This window comes from Nonomuraea sp. NPDC050451 (assembly GCF_044458585.1).
In genome coordinates this window covers 104,982-130,692 of record NZ_JBITHZ010000028.1, presented here as the reverse complement: position 1 = coordinate 130,692, position 25,711 = coordinate 104,982, and the positions used below count along the sequence as shown (strand labels likewise).

At 68.6% G+C, this 25,711-nt stretch carries 21 protein-coding genes and 3 pseudogenes; 11 read left to right on the top strand and 13 right to left on the bottom strand.

What is annotated here, in order from left to right; all coding sequences use genetic code 11:
* Positions 1-51 precede the first annotated feature (51 nt).
* A complete protein-coding gene (locus tag ACIBI9_RS49065) occupies positions 52-216 on the bottom strand; it encodes a hypothetical protein (protein WP_397233661.1) in 165 nt (54 codons plus the stop codon).
* Between the two features lie 473 nt (positions 217-689).
* Here ACIBI9_RS49065 and ACIBI9_RS49060 point away from each other — a divergent pair, with 473 nt between their 5' ends.
* Positions 690-2,744 carry a hypothetical protein gene (locus tag ACIBI9_RS49060; protein WP_397233659.1) on the top strand — a complete coding sequence of 685 codons (2,055 nt, stop codon included), beginning with the start codon at positions 690-692 and terminating at the stop codon, positions 2,742-2,744.
* Entirely contained in the window at positions 2,741-5,410 is a 2,670-nt protein-coding gene (locus ACIBI9_RS49055) for a hypothetical protein (protein WP_397233657.1), read from the top strand. Before ACIBI9_RS49060 ends, ACIBI9_RS49055 begins: the two co-directional genes overlap by 4 nt.
* 365 nt (positions 5,411-5,775) lie before the next feature.
* Here the strand turns inward: ACIBI9_RS49055 and ACIBI9_RS49050 are convergent, their stop codons facing one another.
* From ACIBI9_RS49050 to ACIBI9_RS49035, 4 genes and pseudogenes are all read right to left on the bottom strand, one after another.
* Positions 5,776-5,898, bottom strand: coding sequence for a hypothetical protein (locus ACIBI9_RS49050; RefSeq protein ID WP_397233655.1), 123 nt, complete (start codon positions 5,896-5,898; stop codon positions 5,776-5,778).
* Between the two features lie 7 nt (positions 5,899-5,905).
* Entirely contained in the window at positions 5,906-7,450 is a 1,545-nt protein-coding gene (locus ACIBI9_RS49045) for a hypothetical protein (protein ID WP_397233653.1), read from the bottom strand.
* Between the two features lie 102 nt (positions 7,451-7,552).
* On the bottom strand, positions 7,553-7,861 hold the full coding sequence (locus tag ACIBI9_RS49040; RefSeq protein WP_397233736.1) for a hypothetical protein: 309 nt from the start codon (positions 7,859-7,861) through the stop codon (positions 7,553-7,555).
* Positions 7,862-7,959: 98 nt separating this feature from the next.
* Positions 7,960-8,406, bottom strand: a pseudogene (locus ACIBI9_RS49035) (DUF4158 domain-containing protein); the annotation flags it as partial.
* 906 nt (positions 8,407-9,312) lie between these two features.
* On the opposite strand from ACIBI9_RS49035, the gene ACIBI9_RS49030 reads away from it, so the two are divergent.
* Positions 9,313-9,900 (top strand): isochorismatase family protein, encoded by a 588-nt coding sequence (locus tag ACIBI9_RS49030; protein WP_397233651.1) that lies wholly within the window; start codon positions 9,313-9,315, stop codon positions 9,898-9,900.
* Positions 9,901-10,379: 479 nt separating this feature from the next.
* On the opposite strand, the gene ACIBI9_RS49025 is transcribed toward ACIBI9_RS49030, so the two are convergent.
* Positions 10,380-10,922, bottom strand: coding sequence for a hypothetical protein (locus tag ACIBI9_RS49025; RefSeq protein WP_397233649.1), 543 nt, complete (start codon positions 10,920-10,922; stop codon positions 10,380-10,382).
* Between the two features lie 714 nt (positions 10,923-11,636).
* Positions 11,637-13,070, bottom strand: a complete 1,434-nt coding sequence (locus ACIBI9_RS49020) for an MMPL family transporter (protein ID WP_397233647.1) — start codon at positions 13,068-13,070, stop codon at positions 11,637-11,639.
* A gap of 190 nt (positions 13,071-13,260) precedes the next feature.
* Here ACIBI9_RS49020 and ACIBI9_RS49015 point away from each other — a divergent pair, with 190 nt between their 5' ends.
* Complete coding sequence (locus ACIBI9_RS49015) at positions 13,261-14,556, top strand: wax ester/triacylglycerol synthase domain-containing protein (RefSeq protein WP_397233645.1); 1,296 nt, start codon at positions 13,261-13,263, stop codon at positions 14,554-14,556.
* Here the strand turns inward: ACIBI9_RS49015 and ACIBI9_RS49010 are convergent, their stop codons facing one another.
* Positions 14,557-15,411, bottom strand: coding sequence for a tyrosine-type recombinase/integrase (locus ACIBI9_RS49010; protein WP_397233643.1), 855 nt, complete (start codon positions 15,409-15,411; stop codon positions 14,557-14,559).
* A 257-nt stretch (positions 15,412-15,668) separates the two neighbouring features.
* Positions 15,669-16,244 (bottom strand): TetR/AcrR family transcriptional regulator, encoded by a 576-nt coding sequence (locus ACIBI9_RS49005; RefSeq protein ID WP_397233641.1) that lies wholly within the window; start codon positions 16,242-16,244, stop codon positions 15,669-15,671.
* A 67-nt stretch (positions 16,245-16,311) separates the two neighbouring features.
* On the opposite strand from ACIBI9_RS49005, the gene ACIBI9_RS49000 reads away from it, so the two are divergent.
* Positions 16,312-17,637, top strand: coding sequence for an alpha/beta hydrolase (locus ACIBI9_RS49000; RefSeq protein WP_397233639.1), 1,326 nt, complete (start codon positions 16,312-16,314; stop codon positions 17,635-17,637).
* Between the two features lie 65 nt (positions 17,638-17,702).
* On the opposite strand, the pseudogene ACIBI9_RS48995 reads toward ACIBI9_RS49000, so the two are convergent.
* From ACIBI9_RS48995 to ACIBI9_RS48985, 3 genes and pseudogenes are all read right to left on the bottom strand, one after another.
* Positions 17,703-18,841: pseudogene (locus ACIBI9_RS48995) on the bottom strand (IS3 family transposase).
* On the bottom strand, positions 18,774-19,286 hold the full coding sequence (locus ACIBI9_RS48990; protein ID WP_397233637.1) for a hypothetical protein: 513 nt from the start codon (positions 19,284-19,286) through the stop codon (positions 18,774-18,776). Before ACIBI9_RS48990 ends, ACIBI9_RS48995 begins: the two are co-directional and overlap by 68 nt.
* A gap of 815 nt (positions 19,287-20,101) precedes the next feature.
* Positions 20,102-20,587, bottom strand: coding sequence for a LuxR C-terminal-related transcriptional regulator (locus ACIBI9_RS48985; protein ID WP_397233635.1), 486 nt, complete (start codon positions 20,585-20,587; stop codon positions 20,102-20,104).
* 131 nt (positions 20,588-20,718) lie between these two features.
* Here ACIBI9_RS48985 and ACIBI9_RS48980 point away from each other — a divergent pair, with 131 nt between their 5' ends.
* The 4 genes from ACIBI9_RS48980 (at position 20,719) to ACIBI9_RS48965 (ending at position 23,515) form a co-directional block, all read left to right on the top strand.
* Entirely contained in the window at positions 20,719-21,576 is an 858-nt protein-coding gene (locus tag ACIBI9_RS48980; protein WP_397233732.1) for a tetratricopeptide repeat protein, read from the top strand.
* 161 nt (positions 21,577-21,737) lie between these two features.
* Positions 21,738-22,676, top strand: a complete 939-nt coding sequence (locus tag ACIBI9_RS48975) for a hypothetical protein (protein ID WP_397233633.1) — start codon at positions 21,738-21,740, stop codon at positions 22,674-22,676.
* Between the two features lie 89 nt (positions 22,677-22,765).
* Positions 22,766-22,933 carry a hypothetical protein gene (locus tag ACIBI9_RS48970; RefSeq protein ID WP_397233631.1) on the top strand — a complete coding sequence of 56 codons (168 nt, stop codon included), beginning with the start codon at positions 22,766-22,768 and terminating at the stop codon, positions 22,931-22,933.
* A 162-nt stretch (positions 22,934-23,095) separates the two neighbouring features.
* A complete protein-coding gene (locus ACIBI9_RS48965; protein ID WP_397233629.1) occupies positions 23,096-23,515 on the top strand; it encodes an ABC transporter permease in 420 nt (139 codons plus the stop codon).
* A 92-nt stretch (positions 23,516-23,607) separates the two neighbouring features.
* On the opposite strand, the gene ACIBI9_RS48960 is transcribed toward ACIBI9_RS48965, so the two are convergent.
* On the bottom strand, positions 23,608-24,399 hold the full coding sequence (locus tag ACIBI9_RS48960) for an SDR family NAD(P)-dependent oxidoreductase (RefSeq protein WP_397233627.1): 792 nt from the start codon (positions 24,397-24,399) through the stop codon (positions 23,608-23,610).
* A gap of 87 nt (positions 24,400-24,486) precedes the next feature.
* Here ACIBI9_RS48960 and ACIBI9_RS48955 point away from each other — a divergent pair, with 87 nt between their 5' ends.
* Together ACIBI9_RS48955 and ACIBI9_RS48950 are read left to right on the top strand one after the other, a co-directional pair.
* Positions 24,487-25,095 carry a TetR family transcriptional regulator gene (locus tag ACIBI9_RS48955; protein WP_397233625.1) on the top strand — a complete coding sequence of 203 codons (609 nt, stop codon included), beginning with the start codon at positions 24,487-24,489 and terminating at the stop codon, positions 25,093-25,095.
* A gap of 482 nt (positions 25,096-25,577) precedes the next feature.
* Positions 25,578-25,679: pseudogene (locus ACIBI9_RS48950) on the top strand (hypothetical protein); the annotation flags it as partial.
* Between the last annotated feature and the right edge of the window lie 32 nt (positions 25,680-25,711).

Below are 25,711 nucleotides of genomic sequence, written 5' to 3'. Positions count from 1 at the left end.
ACGGCGCGACCCGAAGTCAACCAGCGCGGATGTCGAAAATTCTGCCGCCGATCACTCCGTAGCATCCGCGGGAAGGGCGAGCTCGCGGTTACGGCGCCGCACGAGCTCCAGCGCTTCAGCATCTGGTGCGCCGCCCATCGTCTCGGCCAGCAGCGACTGCCACCGTGCGACCTCGCCGGCACTCAGCGGCCGGGACTCCACCAGGGCGGTATCCATGACCTCCATGGCACGGCGTTGCCAGGCGTCGGCACCGAGATCGAGAAGGATCTACGGAAGCTGGCCCAGCCCAACGGTGACGACGGCGAGACAAAGGTGTGACCATGAGCGCGGCAGGGTCGGCATCCCGGCGAGGGGGCGAGGGGGCGAGGGGGCGAGGGGGCGAGGGGGCGAGGGGCAGCCTCGGCTGTGGCCGAGCGGACGCGTCATCGAAACGCCTTGGCGAGTCCTGTCTCGATCACGCACTGGACGGAGTGTGGGCACTTGCCGTGTCTGCTCGGCGTGTGCGGCAACTGGCCGCTTGGCGTGCTAGAGCGTTGTTGCGGGCGGAAGACCGTCATGATCGCTCAAATAGGCCGTTGCTTTCGGTAGGTAACTGTATCCTCAGCGTGACCTAGAACGGTCCAGATCTCCATGCTTGGCTGTGCGTGCACTTTCTGTCGCAAAACGTCACTCTAGCCAAGGGAGGGCGCATGCCCCAGAAGGACGATCCCGCCGTCGTGCTCAGCCACGAGGTCTCCGAGCCCACCAGCTACCAGGGCACCCAGATCATCGAACTCGACTTCCCCGCCGACTACTTCGCCCCGCCGCCCGAGCCGCCCGCTCCCGCATCGCCCACCGGCACGTCCGAGCCGCCGCTGATCGAGCAGATCACCCAGGCCGTACGGGACCTGGCCGACCGGCAGAGCGCGGTCGTGGCGGACCTGGAGGCACGCGCGGGGAGCGGGCCCGAAGCGGCGCGCCAGTGGCTGTCGGACACGGCCAACTTCCACCGCGTCCATGTTCCGAACATCACGGCCGTCGCCGACCACCTGGCGCGCAACCCTGAGTCCGCGCTGGCCGAGGCGGACGGGCTGGTGGTCGGCGGCGGTAATACAGTGCGGGATGTCAGCGCGAAATTAGGCGAATACGGGCTCGGCCAGTACGAGGCCATCACCGCGATGGGCGTCCAGGTGCAGTTGCTCCAGTCGCTCCTGTTCCGCTATCGGCAGTTGGCGGCCGGGTTCGGCATGGCAGGGACGACCGGGTCGGCCCCGGCCATCACCTACCGCGACGAGGTCCCGCTGCTCGGCGACGGGGACCCGGGCCGTGCCGCGCTGCACGTGATGTCCGATACCGACATCCTGAACGCCTTCACGATGGCCGCGGAAAAGGGCTACTTCAGCCGGCAGGTCTTCCCCGGCATCCAGGCCGGCCAGGACGGGTTCGGGCTGGCCGCGATCCAGGAGGCGCTCAAGAAGCTGGACGCGGGCGCCTTCTTGGCCTACCGGCGGGCCGGCTACCGGTTGGCCCTCTACCGCGACACCGGCGGCCAGGTCGCCTACCGGTTCATCCCCGAGCCAGTGGCCCGCTCCGCGTCGCTGCTGCTGGTGGAGTACTACCGGCTGACATCGTTCTCGACACGGTACGGCGTCGGCCGGACGATCAAGACGTTCTCGCTGCTGCCCGGCGAGGAAACCACCATCAAGATCAGCTCCTACAAACGCAGCAGCACCACCCGCAACGAGACCGCTTCGATCCTCGACTCCACCAACCAGGACACCGAGAGCGAGTTCGAGCGCAGCCTGCTGGCCGAGCAGTCCACCCAGGACGCCAGCAGCCGCGGACTGGAATACCACGCCGAGGCCGCAGCCCAGGCAAAAGCCTCCTGGGGATGGGGCAGCGCCAGCGTCTCCGTCTCCGGCGGCGTGCGCGGCAGCTCCAACAGCTCGCGCGAGGAGTTCGCCAAGAACGTCAGCAACGCCGTCGGCAAGAACGCCGCCCGCGCCTCCTCACGCCGCGACATGCAGATCAACACCGAGATGCAGTCCACCGAGGAAAGCGGCGAGGAACAGGCCACCGAGCGGCTGCTGCGCAACATCAACGTCTCACGCACGCTGAACTTCGTCTTCCGCCAGATGAACCAGGAGTACATCACCCTGCTGCACCTGGTGGACGTACGGGTGGCCTTCTTCAACGGCTACGCCGAATCCCGCCACGAGGTACCCCTGCCGGAGCTCGACTGGCTGCTGAAGACGTACATCGTGGAAGCCCACCGGGACACCGTCCGCGCGGCGATCGCCCAGGAACTGGCCAACCTGGTCGACCACGAGGGCACCCCCCGGCCCGACTTCGTCGAGACTCTCACCCGCAACGACCGCAGCCACCTGCGGGTCAACCCGCACGCCACCTCCACTTACCAGCGCCCCGACGACCCCGCCCCGGTCAAAGTGCCCGGCGTCATCATCAACGCCGACGTACACGTGCTGCGCACCGACGGCGTCGTCGTCGACACCTTCCTCGGCCGCGGCACCGGACTCGACGACTACTCCGCAGGACTGCAAAAGGAAGCCATCCGCGCCAAACAACTGGAAAACGACCGAGAAGAAGCAGAGATCGAACGCCAGCGTCTCGCTCTCGACCTGCTGCGCAAGGGCGATGACAAGGCCGTCCAGCACTACCGGGCGCTCTTCCCGCTTCCCCAGGTCGTCAACCAGATCGACAAAGCCGCGATCAACTCCAACGGCATCACTCCGAGCACCCAGTGAAGCGCCTGCGGGAAGAAGGTGATCCCGAGGAAACCACAGCGACGGAGCCGACGTACGAAACGAAGGTGCGGCTGGTTCCCGACGTCATCCTCGGTTCCGACCAAAAGATCACGTCCATCCGGGTCAGCCCAGGCCAGCGCACCCCGACTCCCTTCAAGAACGGCCGGATGGGCGACCACACGATCTCCTGGCAGGCTCTGGTCGATGGGGTGCTGGCGCCGCTCCACGACCTTCCCTTCCTCCACGCGGTCGACCATCTGCGGTCGACGCAGGAAGAGGCCCACGCCTGGAGCAAGGACGACACATCTGATATGGGGTGGCTCCTCAGTTTGATTCGCGGCGAGCCTCAGGAAAGCGATGTCCGGGAGCCGAGGCTCGCCATGTGGCACGAAGCCACGATCTACTTTCTGACGGGGGCCAAGAAGAGCTGGGAAGAGGCCCAGAAGGAGCGGGACGCTCTCAAGAGCGCTGAGGCGCTGCTGGGAGCTGGCGCGGTGCCGGATGTCCTTCCGGCTTCGATCCTCGACCCGGGTGCACTGCCGGCTCCTGCAACACTGCTCAGCGCGGGCGCGCCGCCGGCTCCTGCAGCACTGCTCAGCGCCGATCCGCTTCGGGCGTCGAGCATGGCGCTTCATCCCGTGGCCCTCCGGCCTCCGGATGTAGTGCCCGTTACAGCCACCCCTCCTGCCCCGCTTCCGCGAGCAGTCGTCCCGATGGCGGACCTGACATCCGCACCGCGGGAGACCGACGACGACATGGACATCGATGACATGGACACCGTCTACGACTCGATGGACGTCGACGCGGCCGAAGAGCTGGCATTGGCGACTGAGAAGGAGAGGCGAAGGGCGAACGCGAACATCAAAGAAGGAGAGGCGCTAGTGAGGCTGGGAAAGGCGGTGGCACACCATCTCGCCTACCTGAACTACCTTCCGTTCGCCACCGTCCCGGCCGACGGGCCAGTCTCGATAGGATCAAGTGAAGGCGGCCCGCGCCAGATACTGATCGCGTACGAAAAGGCTCACCCCGTGCCGGACCTTCCGCCACCGGCCTCCTCCTCTCCTGAAGCCCCCGAGCCCGTTCCTGTCGACGCCGACGAACTACGCGAGGCGCTGTGGGCGCTGTTCGACCTCGACGCTGCCGAGCGCGGGGCACATGTCAAGTACCTCGCTGACCCGACGATCAAGTCCTCCCTGGACGCACCGTACAAGAGGCTGGACGATTTGAGCGCCGGACTGGGCATTCCCGGAATCCTCGGCTCGATAGAGGAGAACCGGGAGGCGGCAAAGGCGACGTTCTTGGCAACGAGCTACGTCCCCCCTCCCAAAGACAAGGAAGAAGACAAAAAGGTATGGGAGGGGCTGAACAAGGACATAAAAAGAGCGGAAGAGGAGTTCCGAGGAAACAACCGGCCGGTGTACGACGCCGTCACCAGCATCCGCGACGTCTTCAAGACGATCGACGCCATGTTCGACAAGCAAAAGAAAGGCGACCGGATAAAGATCTGGAACTGCGCCTACAAGGCACACCAGAAGATCCTGCTGGCCAAGCAAGACAAGTCGCGGATCACGACGGAGATCGAACACGCGGCCAAACGTGCCAAGTTAGCTCTGTCCGCGCTGCTCGAAAAGCACCTGCGCATGGTCGCCGCCGCCTACCCGGCCTCCGTCCAGGCCGCCGGTTTCCTCAGCCCGTCCCCTGAGGAGGCCGCGACCGAACGGCTCAAGGCAGACCTCCACACGGGGTACGGGCTGACCAACGACGCGTTCAAGGACGACAAACCACTTGGCGTGCTACTGGGCGAGGTCAAGAAAAGGATCCAGGCGATGCCCGGGCTGACGCCCGCGATGAACAACCACTGGGTGCTCGACACCAAACGAAACCAGCTCGTGGTCACCTACAAGCCGGGCGGAGAACTCACAGTCAACGGCCGGGCCCCAGCACCGGCAGGAGTCGGCGGCATGGGCTGCCACACCACCGCGTGGATCACCCAAATTCAGGCGGTCGAGCAGATGCTCAAGCAACCAAAACAATTGGAGGCACTACACGAGGCCGTCATCACAGATCTGAAGTCGGACGTGATGAAACTCGACGCGCTGCTTCCCCGCCTTCAGCTCAAAGGCGGCCAGCTGTTATCCGTCTTCAATGCGGCATCGCAGGTCCTGAAGGCCGGCGACGTCCAGCAGGCCGCCGAGTGGTACTTGAAGTTCCGGAACATGCTCCCCTTCGCCACGGTCAACGCGGGAGACCGCGGGGGCGGCAGGGAAAGGCCCGACGGCACCTTGAATCAGGTGTACGACGGCACCGCCTTGAGTCTAGAAGCGGAGCTGGTGCAGGAGGAATTCGAGGAGAAGAACCAGTACAAAAAGTCGATCAAGGCTCGGAGGACCGCAGCAGACGTGCTCGAGTCGCACATCGGCGACTGGCACGACCACCTCAAGGAGTACGTCAAGGCGTCAGCGCTCAGGTTACGCGACCAGGCCGACGTCATCGACGAATGGCACAAGCCAGGCGAACCTCGCGCCAAACATGCCAAGACCGATGGGGGCGCAGACCCCGAAGACAAGGCAGATTCAGTCCCCCTCGACAAGGTGCGTGACCGAATCAGGTCCGTTCGCTGGAAGGAGCATAGAAGGGTCTTCAAGCTAGCCAGAGCCAAGCGCTGACTGGGTCCTTACGCCAAAGCTGGAGGACGCCTCGGCCCGCCGGTCGAGGCGCCGAGCGGTCAGGCGGCCATAGCTCGCCTTGCGACGTTCCTCATGACGGCAGTGACCCACAAGGGAGGCCACACCGGAGCAACGCGTTGCTCGTCCTCCAAGCATCGGCCCCCGCTCAATCGAGCTGGCCATTTTCGAACCTGCGCGAAGGCTCGTAGTTCCCGGACTCGTTGCTGGAGCGCAGGCGGCGGGCCGAGCAGGCGCAGATCAGCATGATCGCCACCAGCTAACCTGCGGGCATGGTCTTCAGCCTCTGGCGTAGGCCGTGCGCTAGCTAGCATCAGGATCATCGCCACTGGTTGTGGGCCGGGCTCTCACCTCTCACCCGAGAGAGAGCCGACGTGGACCCTTTCGAGCTTCCTGAGGACATCACCGCGCTGGGCGACGACGAGCTCGCCGGACTTCTCGATGGCGCGGTCGCCACCTTCGACGCCCACGTACGGGTCATAGGTCGTGCAGGACGGTGTCGGCGGGGTCGCCGAAGAGTGGGCCGGGAGTGGCGAGCAACTGGTCGACGGCCTCGGTACGGGTGTCGGCGCGGTGCACGACGACGCGCCCGTTAGGGTCCAGGGCCTGCCAGCGACGGCCGGAGCGGTAGACGCGGCCCAGCTCGGTGTCGTCGTAGCCGTCGTGGATGTGCACCCGGTAGGAGCCGTCTGCCAGGCGCGGCAGGTTGTCGGCCAGCGCGGCGGCGGCCAGTTGCGCCGGGGTGAAGGGGCAGATCGGCCGTTCCCGCGGCGAGCGGGCGCGCGGCCGGCGGGCAGCGCGGGCCTCGGGCCCCAGCTCGGGCAGAGGCGCGGGGGCGACAAGCGCGGCCAGCAGCGCGGTCACGGCCTGGACCCGGTTGGTGCTGGCCGATCCGGGCACGGGGCCGTCCAGCGTGCAGGCGACGTCGCGGCCGCGGGAGTCGCGCTGCAGCCAGCCGACGCAGCGGCTGCGCACGATCACGTCGGTGCGGCCGGGCTCGCGGCCCTTGAGCAGGCTCCAGGACGCCAGCGCCGCCGGCGAGGTGTCCATCGTCCGGCCGCGGTCGTCTTGGAGCGGGCCGACCGCCATCGCCGCGCGGTCGGCGCCGCCGATGCCCAGCGCGGCCGCTGCGAGCTGGGCGAGGTTCAGCCCGATCCCCACATTGAGCCCGTGCGCGGTGTCGGCGGGAAGCGTGGTGACGAGCTGCCCGTCACGGTCATGGATCTGCCAGCCGCCGGGGGCGGCGGCGTGCAGCCACGCCACTCGGGCCTCGTTCGACCAGGAGGAGACAGTTCTCGCCGTCCAGGCGCGCCAGGTACAGGTCCGGCACCGGCGCGGCCGGGACCGTCCCAGCCTCCTGCGCTGCTGGTGGAACGACTGACGCGCCCTGCCCAGCGAGGCCTTCGCCGGACGTCTCAGTGAGGGCCTGGCGGCCGTCGAAGGGCGCGGGCGTGGCCTGGCCCGGTCGGTGCGAACCGCCGGTTCTTCGAGCGCCGACTCGCGCGCCGAGCTCGGCGCGGCGGCGTCGGGTGCCGGGCCGGCCTCCTCGCCGAGTTCCTCGCCACGGCCGACGTCAGCGTCAGCGTCGGCCTGGGACCGGCCGAAGCGGCGCCGGACGGTGTCGGGGTGCATCGTCAGGGTCTGGCCGATCCACTCCCAGGTGTCCCCAGCAGCGCGGCGGACGGCGACGTGGGCGGCCAGCAGGTCGTCCACCAGGGCGGGCAGAGTGCGCAGCGCGACCGCCTGCTTGCCAGTGCTGGCGAGGGGGTCGGCGATGTGCTGAGCGTGGACGGCCAGGTGGACGGCGCGCCGGCGCACGTCGTCCTCCAGCGCCGCCAGATCGTGCGGGCGTGGCCGGACGGGCGCAGGAACGGCGACCGGGTTGTCGATGCGCCAGGCGGCCTGGCGGCAGGCCCCCGAGCAGTAGCGGCGGCGGGCGGAGGCGTCGGCGGGCAGCATCTTGCGGCACAGCGGGGAGGCGCACCGGCGCGTGCCTTCGGCCTGCGGGTGGTTCGTCGTCATCGCATCCCTTCCGAGGGCTGTGACGGTCGGCTGTTTTGCGTTCCGTCACGCAGTTACGGCAACTTTGCCGTAACTGCGTAACACAAGCCGCGTGCGACACCGTTATTGGGACGGGCTCTCACCAGGTCCAATCCAGACGTTGCAGTGGGCGCACCAGTCGCGGGCGGTGGCCAGGTCGGGGAACACCCGGTACGGGCCGTAGATCTCCTTGGGCCAGCGCCGTTCGTGCTCGCTGGCGTGCTGGGCCGGGGTCTGGGTGTCGGCAATCGACTTGGCGTGAGCGTCCTGGGCTCGGTAGGTGGCGGCGGTCTCGCGCGCCTTGGCGGCGTACTTCTTCGCGTCCCGGTTGGCGTGCGGGCCCGCCGCGATCCGCTCCCACAGGACGGCCTCCCGCTCCCTGATCTCCGCCATGAGATGCGGAGGCGGGTCAGCGCGGTGGCGCTGGTCCGGGCAGTGGCCACCATCTTGGCCAGCGTCGTCACGCCCGGCCGGATCGTCTTGGCCGCCATCAGATACTCGGTGGCCAGGTTGAACAGCAACGTCGGCGAGTCGTGCTCCATGGCCCGGTCCAGCAGGAACTGCTCAAGCTCCTTCATCGCCGTGCTCCCGGCCGGAGCGCTCTTCCAGCCCAGATAGCCGGCCACCAACCGCAGATGATCGCTGCGTGTCTGCTCCCGCTGACCGTACTCGGCGAGAACGGCCGGATCCACCCCGAGCCGCTCGGCCAGCCGGGCCACCGCCACCTGCGGAGCCGAGCCCACCTCATCCGGGACGAACCCCAACCAAGGCAACGTGGCGAGCTGGACGGCAAGACCTAATCGGTCGGCCGGGCCCCGCCCACGGCCCGGGTCGATGAAGGCGACATCGGCAGGCGTCAGGGTGAAGTACCGGATCAGATCGTCCCGTCCGATATCAGGGTAGGATCGCAACCGCTCCAACTGGTCTTCGGAGAACATCCGGGTCGACATCGACCACCCCCACACCGCCGCCGGTCAGGACCGTACGAACCGTAGCGGAAGTGATCAACAAACTGAACAGGCCCGCATCAGCGCAGGTCAGGCAAATCCATTGGAAATTTCCCAGGACTACAGCGAGGCCTACCGAGCACGGCCGCCATCGGCATCCTTGCCGGTTGCTACGCCGCGTGCCGATCTTGACCCGGCGAGTGTGGTCGAGCCGAGCGAGGCCGCGCGCTGAGCACGTGGAGCTGTTCAGCCGGCCCGTGCGCTTGAGGTGCCGCTGCTGCTGCTCAGCCCGCCGCCCAGTAGCAGCGAGGTGGTGGGGGTGTTGCCCGGCGTCGACGCCACAGCCCCGGGAGGTGGTGGTGTGGATCGACAGGGGCCGCCTATGGGCTGGGGATCAGGCGCTCAGCACGGCGTTGCAGGTGGACGGGGCGATCGGGGGTGGACGCCCGGCTGAGTCCGCGCGAGCGTAAGGGGGCGGAGGTTGCGATTCGGCGCCCGCCTGGCCGCCGCGCGCTGGAGGCGGCCTCGACCGGCCGTCCTCATCCGGCCATCTGAGCGGCTCTAGCGTCAGCCGGCCCTCCTGGAGGTTGCGGATGTGCTTGATGCTGGCGCCGCATGCCCTCATCGTCGATCGGCGCCAGTACATACAAGCTCTTGTAGACACGGCCGCCGGATATGACCAAAACCACCTTCCCCTGCCGCCACTCCAGAACGAGCACGTATAGTGATTAGTCATGTGCAAATCGTCACTGTCGCCGGATGTGGCTTGATCCGGAGCGGTGAGCCGCCTTGCCATGCGTGCGTTGCCGCCGGTCGGCGGGGCATCCAGGGAGTGGTGTGCCCGCCGGCCGGAAGGGTGTCCGCAGGACAGCTACAGCTGGAGAAAGGGGATTGTCCGTGAATCGTGCACTGATCATCGTCGATGTACAGAAGGACTTCTGCGAGGGCGGCAGCGTTCCGGTGAAGGGTGGCGCGGATCGGGCTGCCGCCATCGCCGAGCTGGTCCGGCGCGCCGATGGGCAGTACGCCTTCGTCGTCGCCTCCCGTGACCACCACATCGATCCGGGCGCTCATTTCTCCGACAATCCCGACTTCCAGGACTCGTTCCCCGTGCATTGCGTCGTCGGTAGTGAGGGAGGCGAGTTCCATCCGGATTTCGCGCCCGCCGTCGCCTCCGGGCACGTCGACGAGGTGTTCTTCAAGGGTGCTCACTCCGCCTCCAAGAGCGGTTTCGAGGGCTTTACTCAGGAAGGCGAGACGCTGTCCGCCTGGCTGAAGGCCCGTGACGTCACCGACCTCGATGTCGTGGGCATCGCGACCGACCACTGCGTGAAGGCCACCGCGCTGGACGGAGCGCGCGCGGGCTTCACGGTTCAGGTCCTGCTCGACTACACAGCCGGCGTCGCTGCCGACACCACGCGCACCGCGTTGGACGAGCTGCGCCGGGCCGGTGTCGCGCTGAGCGGCGAACCCGTCGTCGCCTAAGCAGGCCCGGCCTGCTCGCCGGAAGGTTGGCAAGTCCAGTCCATGAGGAGTAACTGCCACACGGGCGGAAACGGGCCTCAGATTGATGGGCGGTCATGAGGATCTGAGAGTTCGCGCTGATCGGTGACGCTTTCCCAAGGCTCGGACGGCGTCCAGTTCGGCAAGCTGTCATGAAGACGGTGACTCATTTGGCGAGACGGCGGTAGCAAGGCCGAGCACGACTCGCTGCCCGACGGCGCAAGCACTGACACCAGGGCGTCTTCACCACGCGGTGCTTCTGTCGTACTCCGGCCATACCTGACATTGCGATGCCGACCCGCAGCAGGGCCATCAGCGACAAGGGCCCCGGATGTTCGGCGCGGCCCAGTCCGGATGAGCTCGGCGCGGCCCCTGGGCACGGCACGCTTTCACGGTCGGGCCAATACCGTTCGAGCGCCCGGTGACACCCGCTCCGTGGCGCGTCCGGCTGTCGGGGGCGCCTACTTGACGGGCGAGTGGTGGTCTGAGTACTCCCACCGCTGCTCGACGCTGTTCCACTGGGTGCGCCTGGTGCGGTCATAGGTGGCGATGGTGACGGTCAGGTGCCCGTCGTTGTCGCGCAGGCCGTTGTCGTCGTCATTGATCCTCAGCCACAGGGTGCTTCCGTCGGCGCTCTCGCTGTTTTCGAGGTTGGCGTGCGTGCCGATCACGAACGGCTGTCCGTCCTTGCCCCAACGCCCGATCAGTTGCCCGACCTGGCCGGCCTCGCCGTGGTAGGGGTACTCGGCGCGGCCGGTCGTGCTGGCATCGAAGAAGGCGCCGCTGTTCGGTTTGCGGGCGTCGGCGTTGCGTGTGGCGAAGTCCCGCTCGGCGGTGTTGAAGCACCAGGCGCCCTCCGCCCTCAGGATCCACCCGGTGTTCTCCTCGTGCGCCGGCAGTGTGAACCCGGTGTCCTGCCAGTCCTTGTTCGCATGGATGTCGATGGCACGTCCGCCTATGAGAGGTCCTTCCTGTGCGTGATTCTGCTCGCCAAGCGAAAGCATGCTGGCACGATCTCGAAGTCGGCTCGCCGCTAATTAGGCGCCAGTTTGGCGAGTGGCGAGGGCATGCAACGTGACCGAAACCGCAGCATCTGTTCGTGCCCGTAGTCGGGAAATCTGCGTTCGATCAACGCCACGGCGCATGCTGAGTCCGAGCCAGGCAGTTCCGCTGGCGCGGGCGCATCCCCGAGAGCCATGACGGGAGGAGTAGGACTGCCGTCACGCCGGCGATCGTCCATATGGCGAGGACGATTGTCGTCCCAGGCGGCAAGCTTGCCTGCGGGAGAAAGGCGTGTGGTTTCGTGCGCGGCCTCCACCAGGATCTGCTACATACAGTGACATGCTAAGTCCGACAGGTAATCTTGGCTGTGGCGTGGGAAGAGGAAGCTCCGCTGGGGCGACGCATGTCTCTCTGGTGTTGGCCGACCAGATCATGGCCTACGCGAGGGAGCGGATTCCCGGCTTGCAGATCGTGGCGGGCGGCGCCGCGATGCTGCCTGGAGCTGCACCAGATCATGAACAGATGCGGCGGCTGCTGGCCGAGGGGACCGCTCGGAGTGCCGGGCTCAGCTACCGTCTGGTAGGCGGTCGCGGCCGTGACCGCGCTCGGTGGGAGCCTAACTGGAAGATCGCTGCCGCGACCGGGGAGAGAGCGGTCCATGTCGATTTGGCGGTGCTGGCCGGAGCCTTGCGCGGATGGCGCCACCAGTACTGGGATCAGCCGCGCCGATACTCGCGCGGACTCGCGGTGTTCACCGCGGCGACCCCGTCGCGTTCCATCTGCGTCAGGCCCCACCCGGAGGGAGAGCGGGCAAAGGACGGACGATCGAAATCGATGCCGAGCCGGACGCCGAGCGCGGGGGCCGCGGCGAGCAATAGGACTGCCGATGCGGCCAGCGCATAAGGCCACGGGCGGCGCATGAGATGCCTGGCCCACCGTTCCCAGCCTCCCGGGGCTTCCGACACTCCACCACCCGTGTCGCCGGCCCCTTCAGCCGATCGTCTTCCCCGTCGGCGCAGGGCGCCGAACTCCAGCCACCTTCCCGCTACGGCCAGTGTCGCCGGGAGCAGCGTCAGCGCCGCGGCCATCGCAACCACTGCCGCGACAACGGCGGAGAACGCGAGTGTTCTGGCGCTCTCGGCCCTGACGGTGAGCAGGCAGCAGGCCATGACGACCATGGCGACCGCGCACCACGCCACGGTGCGGCCAGCCGCGTCCACCGAGGCATGGATTTGGGAGGCGTGGACCTGGTCGGCGTCCGCCACCGCCTGCCGGTGACGCAGCAAGATGAGCAGCGAGTAGTCCAGGCCCCACGCCAGCGCCGACGAGCAGGCCACGGTCAGCATCAGAGTGTCGACCGGCAGCGCGCCGCTCACATTGGCGACGGCCAGCACGCCGACTGTCACCCCGACCACGGTCCCCGCGACGGCCAACGGGATCAGCGCGGCCCCGACCACACCCAACCCGAGCAGCAGGGCCAGCAGGGACACCGGCACGGCAACGACCTCGGACAGGCGCAGGTCGGCGAGATCGGCGTCCTTGACCTGCTCGAGTACGGGAGTCATCCCGACCAGGGCCGCCTCGACTCGGCCTCCCGACGCCTCAGCCGTCGCCCGTCGGAGGGCGTCGCGTTGACCGGGCAGGCGACGCTGCCGTACGCGGTCGTCGCCGCCGATCCCGGCCATCGCGTACAGGTGGCGCCGATCCTGCCGGTCGCCGGGTGGCAGCGCCTGCACCGCTCCTACCCCCGGCTGAGCGGCCAGCGCCCGCAGCCCGGCGGTGACGGCGTTGACGTAGGCGGGATCCTCGGCTGCCAAGGTGGACGACCGGAACGTCACGACGTACTGCTCTTCTCCCCACGAGGGGAACCCGCGCGTCATCGTCTCGGCCGCCCGCGCCGACGGGGAGCCCTCCACGCGCAGCGAGGGCGTCGCCAGTGTGGCCAACAGGCCCGGCAGCAGCACCATCGAACCGAGCAGCAAGACGAGCCACGCGCCGATCACCGACCATTTGTGCCGCGTGGCGAAGCGCCCCACCAGACCGAAGACCCCCAAAGCGGGTGCCGGCGGAAGGGAGACCGGCCGGCGGGGCCGCGCCGTCGCCCCCTGCTGCAGCTCTCGTCGTTTCGGCCACCGCGCCTTGAGCAGCACAGATCAACTCTTTTCGGTCTGTTCGGCAAGGTGGGCACAGCAAAGCTGTCGCCATATCAAGAGTCCGCCACGGATCCGCCATCAATATGCTACACACGGCAGCATGTTGATTACAGACAGTGAAGCTCCGGAGAGCTCCGCCGGGAGCACGGCACCGTTGCTGACGGTGCCCCTATCCCTCGGAGATCGTGTGACCCTGACGGCAGGCGCCGGCGTCGACGACTCCTACATGCACATCGGGGCCGCCACCTTCCTGCCGGGCCCTCCTCCCGCTGTCGCGGACTTCCAGGCGCTGCTCGCCGACATGGCTGCTCGTGCCCCCGTCCTGACCTACCGCCTGACGGGGACGGGACGACATGCCCGCTGGGAAGTCGACCCCGGCTTCGACCCCGCCCACCATGTCGACCTCTGCGAGATCCCGCGCGGCCAAGACGTCCATCAGGCCGTCGTCGAGATCTTTCGCGATCGGCCGCTTCCCCGGGACCGGCCGCTGTGGAACATGCTGATCCTGCACGGCCACGCCGAGGACGAGCACGTCCTGTGTTACCGGGCCCATCATGTCTTCCAGGACGGTGTGGCCCTCATCGGCACGATCCTGGCCTTCGCTCACGGCAGCACCGTGCCGCCTCCCGCGCCCGGAGCCTCCCCGAAGGTCACACCCGTGGGCATCACGTTCGACGTGCTGCGCGATGCCTGGAAGCTGATGCGCAGGTCCCACTGGCGTCCGCCCGCCGGCGTTCGTGCGCAAGGCCGCCAGATACATCTCGTCCGTCTCGACCTCGCCGCCTACAAGGAGATCGGCCACGACACCGGCGCCAGCAGGGCCCAGATCAGCGTGGCTCTCGTGGCCGGGGCTGTACGCGCCCTGGACCCGGCGCTGTGGCTGCGCCAGTCCCGCCGGACTCCGGCGGAGCCGGTCGTCGAACTGCCGATCAACATCAGGGCGCGCGGCGACGGCTTGCTGGGCAACCAGTTGGCCATGATGCCCGTGACCCTGCCCTGCGCCGAGGCCTCCCCGCTGGGCCGGTTGCGACGGGTCATGGACGAGATGACTCCCGCAAAGCTCAGCCGGCGCCGTGAGGCCAACAGGCAGCTCTACCGGACACCCGTGCCGCTGGCTCACGCCTTCATCAGCCTGGTCTCGCCCCTGGTCCGCCGGCTGTTCCGCGGCAGGCTGGTGGTGTCTGTCCCCGGCCGGTGCGACGAGTTGCCCGGATCTCATGGCACGTTCGTGATACCGCCTCTGCTCGCTGGATCCGTCGGCTCCATCGTCATCACCCAACTCGGTACCGTCATGCTGTTCGCAGGGATGTTCGACGCGGCCATGCCCGACGCCGACCGCCTGATGAACCTCATCCGCCACGAGCTCGCCGAACTGCGCCGGCAAGCGAGGCAACACAACGAGACCCGGCAGCCTCAAGAGCAGGCCCAACACGCCAATGAGGCCCGGAACTCCAATAGCTCCGGCGAGCCGCCACTCGGTTGATCAGTGGGTACGGCGGCGGGGTGCCAGGACCTCGGTGACCTTGGCGATGGCGTCGGCGCCGGGTTGGACGTAGCGCATGGCGGTGCGGGGGTTCTTGTGCCGGGTCTTGCCCATGATGAGCTGCAGCGGGACCTCGGCCTCGCCGAGATGGGTGGCGGCGGAGTGGCGTAGGTGGTGCAGGTCGAGGCCGGCGTAGGTGTCCAGCAGGACGCGGGCGCGGTCGTAGCCGAGGCGGGCGCGGCCGGTGTGCGGGCAGATGCCGCCGGCGGCCGGGCGACGGGCGGGGACGGGGCGGCGTTCTGCGGTGCCGCTGTCCCAGTACACCCATTCGATGGCGCCGCCCTTGGAGCGGACGGGGGCGCGCCGGTGCTCCAGGTCGAGGTCCTCGACGTTGAGGGCGAGGATCTCGGCGGCCCGAGCGGCGGTCTCGTACAGCATCCGCCACAGCGTCTTCTCCCGGAGCGGGACATCACGGCGCGACAGCAGCCGGTGAATCGTGGTCTTGGCGACCGCGCGGGTCTCGTCGGCGCTCTCCTTGCGGCGTTCGGCGTCGGCCGGGACCGACGGGGCGGCTGAGTGCTTCTTGGCCTGGCACCAGGCGAGCCAGGAGGTGACGGCGGCGCGGTTGCGGTTCCAGGTCGCCGGCGCGCTCGCGCCCCACAGCTCGGTGAGCGCGGCGCCGATCGCGGTATCGGTGACGTGGGCGAGTGGCCGGTCGCGGCCGAGCCGGGTGATGACGCGGTCGATGGCCGAGGCATAGGCGGCCGTGCGCGGCGTGGCCAGAAAGGCGTCGGCGGCCGCGGCGAGCGTGACGTGTCCGCCGCGAAGGGCGGTGACCTGCGGCACGGCGCTCATGCCGGCCGCCAGGCGGCGGTCACTGCACCGGCCTGGGCGATGTACCGGATAACGTGCCGAAGTCGCGCACCGTCCCGGCGAGGGGTTCGCCTGGTCGCCAGGCCGCCATGATCGCTCATGTACGTGATAATCGACCGTTATCACGTACATGGTGTGCGGGTCCTCTTCAGCAGTATCGGCCCACAGCTCACCGCGAGTCTCGAAGTGCGTCGTCCTTCTGGTGACCGATCAGGCCGGGACGAGGCGCCGACATGAGGTCAGGCTGCCCAGCCGCGCAGTGCGGCGGGGATAGCCGAGCGGAAGGTGGCCTCGGCCGTGGCGGTGTCGAGGGCCCCGGCCAGTTCGAGCGTCACCAGACCGTGCAGGGTCACCCAGAGGGAGAGCGCGATCGAGGTCGCGTCACCCGAGAGTGCGGAGGCCGATCGAGCGCGGTCTATCGCCTCGATGAGCGGCCTGACGGGATCTGCGGCGCCCACTTCGCCGGACGGGTCGAAGCTCTGCACGCCGCCGAACAACACGGTGTAGAGGTGGCGGTGCTCGCGCCCCCATCGCCGGTACGCGACTGCGAGCGAATAGAGGTCGGCGACGGGGTCATTGGAGGTCGGCGCCGCCGACAGTTCTTGGGACAGCCCGGCGACCGCCCTGTTGCGTACTTCGGCGATCAGCCCGTCCTTGCCGTCGAACAGCGAGTAGACCGCGGCGGTCGCGACCCCGGCGGCGGCGGCCAGGGCGCGGATGGTGATCGACTCCCGTGGGCGGGTGGCGAACATCTCGGTCGCGGACTCGATGAGGCGGTCCTTGACGCTGTCGTCGTTCGTTCTCGGCCTTCCCACGACGACCAGCCTAGCCGAGCTGGTAGCGTTTCCAAACGTCGTTTTGAAACAGCGTTTGGAAACTTATATGTCTCTTCCCGTTCCCCTCCGCCTCCTCGGCCGTCTCATCCTGGCCCTGCTCGCCGTCGTGGGGCTGGCCGGGCTGTTCCTCGCCCTAGTCGTTCTGACGGACGGCGCGCGCTCCGGGCTCGCCGCCTGGCTGACCGCCCTCGCAGTCGGCATCATCGCCGCACTGTGGCGAGGCCGGGGCCGTACCTGGCGGGGCCGGCTGTGGCCCTTCGTCCTGGTGGTCGCCGCCGCCGCGCTCACGGCGTCGGTCTGCGTCCCCACCGTTCCCACGACCCGGCAGTACCCGCCCGACCTGCCCTTCGTCGCGACGAAACGTTGGAGCCTGAGCACGGGAAGCCGGGTCGCCGTCTATCACTATCCGCCCGCCGCCGGCACCCCCCGCCGTCCCACGCCGCTCGTCTACCTTCATGGCGGGCCCGTCCGCTCCATCTCCGTGCTCGACCACCGGTTCCTGCAGCTCCTGGCCGGACAGGGCTACGACGTGTACGCCTACGAGCACCCCGGCGGCGGGCGGAGCGACCTGCTGCCCATGGAGCAGTACACAATCTCCAGGTCCGTACGTGACCTCGCCGCCTTCATCGACCGCCTGAACAAGGGCCCGGCCGACGTCCTCGGGTTCTCCGCGGGCGCGATCGTGCTCACCCGGGCCCTGGCCACCCCGGACACCGCCGCCCGCGTACATCGGGCAATCATCGCCGAACCCGGCCCCATGGACGGCCCCACCGCGCTCACCAGCGGGCAACTGGGGAGACCGTCCGCGCGCGGCCTCGCCCCGGCCCCGACCGGAGCGCGGGCGACGCGCGTCCCCCGGTACGCCGTCGCGCTCGGCCTCATCCAACTCGGGCTCCTGCCGCCTGGCACCGGCCTGATCACGCAGGCCGAAGGCGTCAACGCCTTCAAGGCCGCTGATCTCGGCAGCGACACCGCCTCCGCCTACTGCGCGCGCGACGCCGGCCGCATCCCAACCGAGGACACCGCGGAGAACTTCTCCTTCAACGCCGCCGCCAGCCTACAGATCCAGCAGACGATCAAAGACTCGCCCTCCATCGCCCCCGAGCTGAGCCGCTCCCGGACCCCCGCAATGCTGATGATCGCCGAATGCTCCTCACAGACACGCCAATGGCAGACCGGCATCCTCGCCGCCGACCCCGCCATCGAGCGAACCCAATACATGCCCGGCGTCGGACACCGCATGTGGAACGGCCTCGACGACAACAACGAGCGCGCCGCCGCCGTCATCACAGCGTTCCTCCAAAGCGAGCCGTCGCCCCTGCCCAATTACCCAACCCGCACCGGCATCTCCGCCTTCCTCCGCGACCACTGAATCGCCCCGGGTTCGGTGGAGACTTTGGTGTGCCCCGAGTCTGGTGGAGTCGCGTTTCTGGATTGTCATGCCACGGTGAACGCGTTCTCGAACTGTATCGGGGTGAGCATGCCCAGCCTGCTATGCTGTCGTTGCCGATTGTGCCAGATCTCCAGGTACTCGAAGATCGCGTTCGCGAGTTCAATCCGAGTGTTCCAGCGCTGACGGTCGAGGAGCTCGACCTGCATGCGAGACCAGAACGACTCCATCATGGCGTTATCGAAGCAGTCCCCGACGCTGCCCATCGAGGGCAGCAGGCCGGAGTCCTTGGCACGCTGAGTGAAGGTCCAAGAACCGAACTGCACGCACTGACCGGAGTGAATGATCGTGCCCACGGGCGTGCGGTTGTCGATGGCCATGCCTAAGGCGCTGGTGACAAGGGTGGCGGTCTGGGTCGAGTCGATCGACCATCCGACCACCCGGCGGGAGTAGGCGTCCAGCACCACACAGCAGTACACCTTGCCCTCTCTGGTGGGGTGTTCGGTGATGTCGGTGACCCATAGTTGGTTGGGACCGGTCCGGGCGAAGGTTCGGTCTACCAGGTCGACGGCGATCTGGTCGGGCTTGGCGCGCCGCCACTTCGGCCGGCCGCTGAGGCCTTGCAGCCCTGCTCGCTGCATGAGTAACTCCACCGCTCCGTGGCTGACCGGGACGTGGTGGCCCAGGCGCAGCTCGGCATGCACCCGCCGGGCGCCGTAGGTGCCTCGGGAACGCTGGTGGATCTGCTGGATCAGGTCGGTCAGCCAGACATGCCGGATGGTCCTCGGCGAGGGCGGCCGATCCCGCCAGGCGTAGTAGCCGGACACCGAGACGTTCAGCACGCGGCAGGCCACCTCCACGGGGATGCCTTCGCCAGCCATCACTGCGATGGCCTCGAACCGCCTTTTGGGGGCACCACCTCTCGCACCAGTTCGATCGCCCGCCGAGTGGCCTGCAGTTCTGTCTCCAACTCGGCGATGCGGCGCTTGGCGACTGCTGACTCGTCCTTCTCGCTGCTGGTCAAGCCGGGCTCCAGGCCGCGATCGATGCGGTCTTGCCGCCGCCAGGTATAGATCGTCTGACTGCTGATCTCCAGATCGTGCGCCAGGTCGGTGACCTTACGCCCCGCCTCGAGCAGATCCAGCACCTTGCGCCGGAACTCTGGCGGATAGCCCCGTCGTCCCATGCCACTTTCCTCTCATCAAGTGGCACAAGAATCCAGTAACCCACCTCCACTCAACCCGGGGCACACCATTGCGGGCCAGCTCACGACCCCGGTAGTAAGGGTCCGGGCCGCCGTCCGGGGCCAGGCCGCGCAGCCCGTCCAAGAACAGGCCGGTGAAGTCGGGCTCCAGATACTTGATCGTGACGTGCGGTTTCGGCGTGCGGCGGACCGCCAGGTTCACCCGCACCTCCCGGCCCGTCCCCGCGAACAGCGCCCGCGCCGTCCGGTAGGTGAACGGCTCCGCCTCCGCGTGCCCTTCCTCCATCGCCCATCGGTAGAACAGCGACAAGATGCTCATGTGCTGGCCCCACGTGGTCGCCGCGAACCGCTCCCGCACCGGCCCCGCCGCCCGGTACTCCGCGTTCTTGCCGAGCGCGGCCTTCAGCCGCTCCCGCGAGTCGAACACCGCGACCCCCGTGCCCGGCCAGGAACTCCATCCATGCCTTCACCACCCGGGCGTACGACGCCCACGAACTCGGCGCCGGGCACCCCGACGCCGGCAACTCCCGCAACCATCGGTTCACCACCGTCGACGGCCGCGGCGCCCCCAGCCCGTCCTCGAACCGCAGGTCGTCATCCACCAGCACCGGCATCCGCTCCGGCAACAGCGGACGGTCCCCGACATCCCAGGACTCCCAGCCCCGAGACGAGAAGAAACTCAAGATCATGGGGACCGACCGTAGAAACACAACACGGGTCTGGGCAAGCCCCAAACCCGTCACCTACCAGCCAACACACCTTGAATCACAACACGTACATAAAGCGGGACGATGTGTCGAAGATCATGAATACGGGGACGGCAGGAGGCCGAGCGTGCACTCAAGCCAGCGCCCCTGGCCAGGCGGCCGAAGGTGGCGCTGACGGTCACATGGCGCAGCCGGGTGCCGCGGGTAGAAATCAGCAACGGCCCGGCGCGCCGCCAAGACCGGTGGCGGCAAGACCGTCCTCACTGTCGTCTGAACCTGCTCGCCTCTCAGGCCGAGCGACGTCACTGGCCCGTTCTCCTTGGAGCGGGCAGCGGCGTTGCTCGGCCGTTTCCTTGCGCCCACCGAGGCGAGGCCTTCGGACGGCCGCCAGGAAGGGGCGCGGCGACGGGGCGCGCAACGAGTCAGCGAGGCGGCGGGCCCGGTGTCGCTCTGGTTCAGGCCGTGCCCTCCCTTCCTTGATGTGACACCATTCTTCGTCCGCCTTGATTCCTGCGGATTCGCTCCTGGCAGGGGGTCAGGGTTGCGCAGCGTCGCCGAGGGCGGCGTGGAGTTGGCTGCGGCTGGTGATTCCGAGCTTGGGGAACACCTTGTACAGGTGGGCGGCCACGGTTCGGTGCGACACGTAGATCCGGTCGGCGATCTCGCGGTTGGTCAGTCCTGACACGGCCAGCTGCGCGATCTGCAGCTCCTGCGCCGTCAACGTTGCTGCGGGGCCGACCCTGGTGGCAGCTGGCGCTGCAACTCCGGCGGCCCGCAGCTCCGCCGCGGCGCGTTCGGTGAACGGCGTCGCTCCGGCCGTATCGAAGGCTGTGAGCGCGGTGATCAGGTGCGTGCGGGCCTCGACGATCCGTCGGCGCCGGCGCAGCCACTCCCCGTAGAGCAAGTGTGTGCGGGCGACCTCGAGTTGAGCGTCGGCTCCTTCAATTCCGTTCAATGCGGTCGCGAAGTGTTCCTCGGCCTCGATGTCGGTGCGGGCCACAAGTGCGTAGGCGCGGTGCACGAGCAGCTTGTCCAGGCCCGTTCCCGGGCGCTCGGCCGACGCTTCGATATCCGCCAGCAGCGGCCGGACGACGTCCGGGCGACCACGGCCTGACCGGCGATCATGCTACCGCCAAATCCCTCTTGCAAAAGGTGTTCCTGGAGCAGAGCAACGCAACCCACAGCGTCAGCCCTGTTGACCTGCTCGCCTCGTGGAACGGCCTGGCCCGTGAGCTCCGCCTGTGTGGTGGCTACACGGATGCCTGCGACATGGGTGCGGACGCATACAGGTACGGCCGCCAAGAGCTGGCCGTCGAACACCACCAGACCCTGCTGACCGCCAAGGACCTGGCCATTGCCCACAGGAAGAGAGGCGCCCTGACAGAGGCGCTCGACCTCGCACAGGAGACCCACGCCCGGCTCGAGCGGCTTCTGGTCGCGAACCACCCCGACACCTTGGCGGCAGCGATCACCTTGTCGAATTCGCTGTGCTCGGTAGGACGACTGGAGGAAGCCTGGGAGATCGAGAATACGAAGGCGTTTCGATACCCCGAGATCCTCGGCAAGGATCATCCCTTCGGCTGCGCGTACATGATCAACGTGGCGCTGTTGCGCCGGCTGCGCGGCGATGCCAAGGCTGCCCTCTCCCTCGACCGCCAGGCCTATGACCGTCTCGCCGCTCTCGGCCCGAGGCACGACCTCTTGCTTGCGTGCGCCGTCAACCTTCAGTCGGATCTCGCCGCCACCGGCGCGACTGCGGAAGCGTGCGAGCTTGGTGAGGCCACCTTGGACAGCATGCGCGAAACGTTGGGCATGGATCATCCCCTGGCTCTGGCTTGCGCGGCCAACCTCGCTCTCGACCTGGCGTCGCGGGGAACCGACGAGGCTGTTCGGCTGCATGCCGAGACTGTTGAGCGTTACGAGCAGGTCCTCGGGGTCGGACACCTCGAGACGGGGATCGTCCGCACGAAGGGCCGCGTCAACTGCGATTTTGACCCGGCTCCGCTTTGACGGGCCCCTCCGACCGGGTCGGGAGCCGGGTGAGCCATATAGGCAGGACTCATATGCGCGGGTACAGACGTCCATACGTACGTACCCGCCGAAGAGGCTCGGGCCGAGCTCGGTGATCGCCTGGCTGGAACGTCTGGGATTGTTCGTTCGTCATCCGAAGTGTGACCAGCTCTTCAGATCTCGACGAGAGGCTGCGCGCGGCGGCCGCCCGAACGCACCGGGCCGACCACCTGCGGCGTCGGCACGCGGCCACCGCGGAGCAGATCCAGCAGGCCCACCACACCCTGACCGGCCTGGAGAAGGACTTGTCCAAGGAGGAGGCCGACGTCACCCGCCTGGAAGGCGGGCTTACCGCTTTGCTGGCTCGCCTGTTGAGCCAGCGCGAGGAGCGGCTGGACCGCGAGCGTGCCGAGGCCGCCGCCGCCAGGCAGCGGCTCGACGGCCACCGGGCCCGGCTGGCCCAGATCGAGGCGGACGCGCGGGCGATCGAGGCCGAGCTGACGGGGCTCGCGACGGCCTCGGAGGAGTACGAGAAGCTGCTGGCCGAGAAGGAGCGGCAGCTCCTCGCCCGCGGTGATGCCCGCGCCAGTGAACTGACGGACCTCGGCGCCGCCCTCGACCGCGTCTCGGCGGAGCTGCGCGAGCTCACGGAGGCAGACCAGGCCGGGCAGGCCGCACTCCACGCGCTGGCCCAGGTGCTCGGCTACCTCGGCTCGGCCAAGGGCGCCTCCACCTGGGACCTCTTGGGCGGCGGCCTGATCGCCGACGCCGTCGAGCACAACCGGATGCGCTCCGCCGACGAGGCCGCCTGGCACGCCCAGCGGGCCCTGGACGTCTTCTCCCGCGAACTCACCGACGTCGGCGTCTCCGCGCGTGCCCGCCTGCCCAAAGTGGACACGCGGTGGTTCGTCGACACGTTCTTCGACAACATCATCACTGATGTGATGAAGCATCAGCGCATCGAGAACACCCGCGCCGAGGTCGAGAGGACGGTCCGATGGGTCCAGGACGTGGGGAGGCACCTGCGGCACCGCGACGCCGAGCTGTCCAAAGAACGAGCGCGACTGCTGGCCAGGCGGGAGGAGCTGCTGCGCGGTTGAGGCGTCCGAGCGGCGCTTGTAAGCCCGTCGACCTCTCAGCCAGGAGTAGGTAGGGCCTTGATCCTTCTCTTTTGGACTGGGAGGTACGCATGAGCCCAGCCAGTGGTCTGATGGCCGCGATTCTGATCGGAACGATCGGCATCGCCGCAATTCATGAGCCTGATACGGAGCCCGCCGAGCCGGAGACGGGCAGCATGACCCTGGCCCTCGCCCTCCTTTCGGCGCGGGGTCGAGAAGCGGTGACTGTCCGCACCTGATCCATCTCGCCGTCAACGGCTGTCCTCTCCTCCTGCGGCGATGCGGGCGGGGCAGAGGGGGTGGGCGGAGCGTCCGCTGCCGCTCTCGCATCCGGGCGACACTCCGGGGTGCACATATCGCGCTAGGCGAAGCCGGGACTCAGCATCGCGGCCCTGCGGGCCGTGCCGTCGTTGGCTCTGGCTGGGCATCGCGGAGGGCCCGAAGATCGTACTGGTGGCGACTTCTTCCCCGTCTACACCACGGTCTCCTCGGCCCTGTCCCACGCTGACCCGCACCTGGTGGAGGTCGGGAAGGCGTACGGGCTGCGCGGCGTGGCCCTCCTCACCCGCATCCAGCTGCCGTCGGCGGCCCCCGCGGTGGTGGCTGGCCTGCGGCTGGGCCTGGCGCAAGGCTGGCTCTTCCTGGTGGCGGCGGAGCTGATCGCGTCCTCGATGGGCCTGGGCTTCCTACTGATCGACAGCCAGAACACGGGCCGCACCGACATCCTCCTGCTGTCCATCCTCCTCCTCGCCCTCCTCGGCAAGACCGCCGACGCCCTACTCGGCCTGGCCGAACGCCGTCTGCCCGGCGGACACGGGTGAGCGCTGTCTGCCGGGCGAGCAGGGATGAGTGTCGCCCGGGCCGCCCGGGGCCGGTCCACCCATCCTGCTCACTCCTCACACCGCCTCACCTCTCACGCCAGGCTCTGTCCACCGTCCACGGTGATCACCTGACCTGTGACGTAGTTGTTGGCCATCACGAAGAGGGCCGACGCGGCGGCCTCCTCGGCGGTGCCGAAGCGGCCGAGCAGCGCGCCCTCCCCGGCCTTGGCGACCGCGGCGTCGCCGTCGAGCCCGGACACCGTGCGCAGCAGCGGGGTGTCGAAGCTGCCGTAGCGGATGGCGTTCACCCGGAGCCGTTTCGGCGCGAGCTCGACGGCGAGCGCCCTGGTGAAGGTCTCGACGGCGCCGACGGCCGCCAGCGGGCCGGTCATCCCGGGCACCGGGCGGACGACGTACGTGCCCGAGGTGAAGGTGATCGAACCGCCCGCCGGCAGCCGGGTCGCGGCCAGCCGGGCGGCGGCGACGGCGCCCCAGAGGCGGGCGTCCAGGACCGAGCGGAGGTCGTCGTGGGAGAGTTCGGTCACCGGACCCGCGCCGCCCAGGCCGCCGGCCGTCACGAGCACATGGTCGACCTGGCCGGCCCGCTCGAAGACCTCCGCCAGCGCGTCCTCGTCCGACCCGTCGGCGGAAATACCGAGCACCGGGTCCGCCGGGCCGTCCGCCGGGGCCGCATCGCGTACGCGGTCCACGGCAGCGGCCAACCTGGCCGGGTCGCGGCCGACCAGCACAACCCGGGCGCCCACTTCGCCCAGCAGTACACCTGCGGACAGGCCGATGCCCGAGGTGCCGCCGATGAGGACAACGGTGGAGCCGGCCAGACCGGTGGGCAGCGGCGAGCGGACCGGCACGGGAGCTATGGACATGATGTCTCCTCAGAAATAAACCATCTGGTTGGTTTAGATCGAAGCGGATGTCGCCCCGAAAGTCAACTGGATGGTTTAATTCAGTTCATGAGCTACGACGCGGAGGCCACCCGACAGCGGATCTTCCAGGCCGCCATCGCCGAGTTCGCCGCGTACGGCCTGGCCGGCGCCCGGGTCGAGCGCATCGCCGCCGCCGCCAAGGCCAACAAGCAGGCGATCTACCTGTACTTTGGGGGCAAGGAGAAGCTGTTCGGCGCCGTGGTGCGGGCCAAGGTCGACGAGGTCTGCCACGCCAACGCCCTCGATCCCGGCGCGGTGGCCGACTCCGTGGGGCAGCTGTTCGACTGGTACCAGGAACACCCGGACCTGATCAGGCTGCTGCTGTGGGAGGCCCTGGAGAGCGGCCCGGGTCCGGTCCAGGGCGAGGACGAACGCCGCGCGATGTACCGGGACAACGTACGCGATCTCGTGGACGCCGGCGTCGGCGCCGGACTGAACGGGCCCGAGCGCACCTGCGCCGCCCAGGACTGGATGTTCACCGTGCTCGGGCTGGTCGCCTGGAACTTCGCCGTCCCCCAGCTGTGCCGCCTGGTCCTCGACGAGCAGGACGACAAGGCGGCCCTGGCCCGGCGCCGCGAGGCCGTGGTATCGGCCGTCCGCACCCTCGCCGCCAGTCAGCAGCCCGTCAGCCGTTGACAAAGGCGAGCCGCTCGCCGTCGAACGCCCACCCGAAGTCGCCCCTCAGGCCGCCCGGCGTGGCGCCTGAGGCAACGTGGCATCGGGCGTGCTGTCGGACGGTGCGGGGCCGGGGTGGCGTGACATTGGGCGTGCTGTCGGACGGCGTGCAACCGGGCGGCGCGTCGGGTTGCGGGATGGTGAGTCGCGGGGCGGTGCCGGGCGGTGAGCTTTCAGGCAAGGCGCCCCCGGCGGGCGGTCGCGGGCGTTGATCTGACGGGCGGGACGGCACCAGGCTGGAAGGTCGCGGGCGTCGAGCTGGCGGACAGGGTGGTCACGGCTCCTGAGCTGAGGGCGGAGGCGTCGGCGCCGACCGTGGACGCCGGGCTGGTGCGTACGCCCGCGACCCCGACCGCAGGGCCTGGCCCCGCGCCGCGGCGATCGGCCAACTGGCCGCCGTCGGGGTGTCCAACCGCGAGAGCGGCCAGTAGCTCCACCTATCGCACCGGACGGTCAGCATCCACCTCGACCAGCTGTTCCCCAAGCTCGGCATCACCTCGCGCGGCCAACTACGCGCTGCCCTGCGGGACGAGACCCGCCCCTGACAATGCCGATCCCCGAGCTGCGCATGGGAGGA

What these genes read in the sequence shown, in the direction of transcription:
- ACIBI9_RS49045 (WP_397233653.1), bottom strand. Translation starts at nt 7,450, where the DNA reads ATGACGACGAACCACCCGCAGGCCGAAGGCACGCGCCGGTGCGCCTCC.
- ACIBI9_RS49000 (WP_397233639.1), top strand. Translation starts at nt 16,312, where the DNA reads ATGTCTCTTCCCGTTCCCCTCCGCCTCCTCGGCCGTCTCATCCTGGCC.
- ACIBI9_RS49010 (WP_397233643.1), bottom strand. Translation starts at nt 15,411, where the DNA reads ATGAGCGCCGTGCCGCAGGTCACCGCCCTTCGCGGCGGACACGTCACG.
- ACIBI9_RS48955 (WP_397233625.1), top strand. Translation starts at nt 24,487, where the DNA reads ATGAGCTACGACGCGGAGGCCACCCGACAGCGGATCTTCCAGGCCGCC.
- ACIBI9_RS49065 (WP_397233661.1), bottom strand. Translation starts at nt 216, where the DNA reads ATGGATACCGCCCTGGTGGAGTCCCGGCCGCTGAGTGCCGGCGAGGTC.
- ACIBI9_RS49040 (WP_397233736.1), bottom strand. Translation starts at nt 7,861, where the DNA reads ATGGCGGAGATCAGGGAGCGGGAGGCCGTCCTGTGGGAGCGGATCGCG.
- ACIBI9_RS48960 (WP_397233627.1), bottom strand. Translation starts at nt 24,399, where the DNA reads ATGTCCATAGCTCCCGTGCCGGTCCGCTCGCCGCTGCCCACCGGTCTG.
- ACIBI9_RS48970 (WP_397233631.1), top strand. Translation starts at nt 22,766, where the DNA reads ATGAGCCCAGCCAGTGGTCTGATGGCCGCGATTCTGATCGGAACGATC.
- ACIBI9_RS49025 (WP_397233649.1), bottom strand. Translation starts at nt 10,922, where the DNA reads ATGCTTTCGCTTGGCGAGCAGAATCACGCACAGGAAGGACCTCTCATA.
- ACIBI9_RS49060 (WP_397233659.1), top strand. Translation starts at nt 690, where the DNA reads ATGCCCCAGAAGGACGATCCCGCCGTCGTGCTCAGCCACGAGGTCTCC.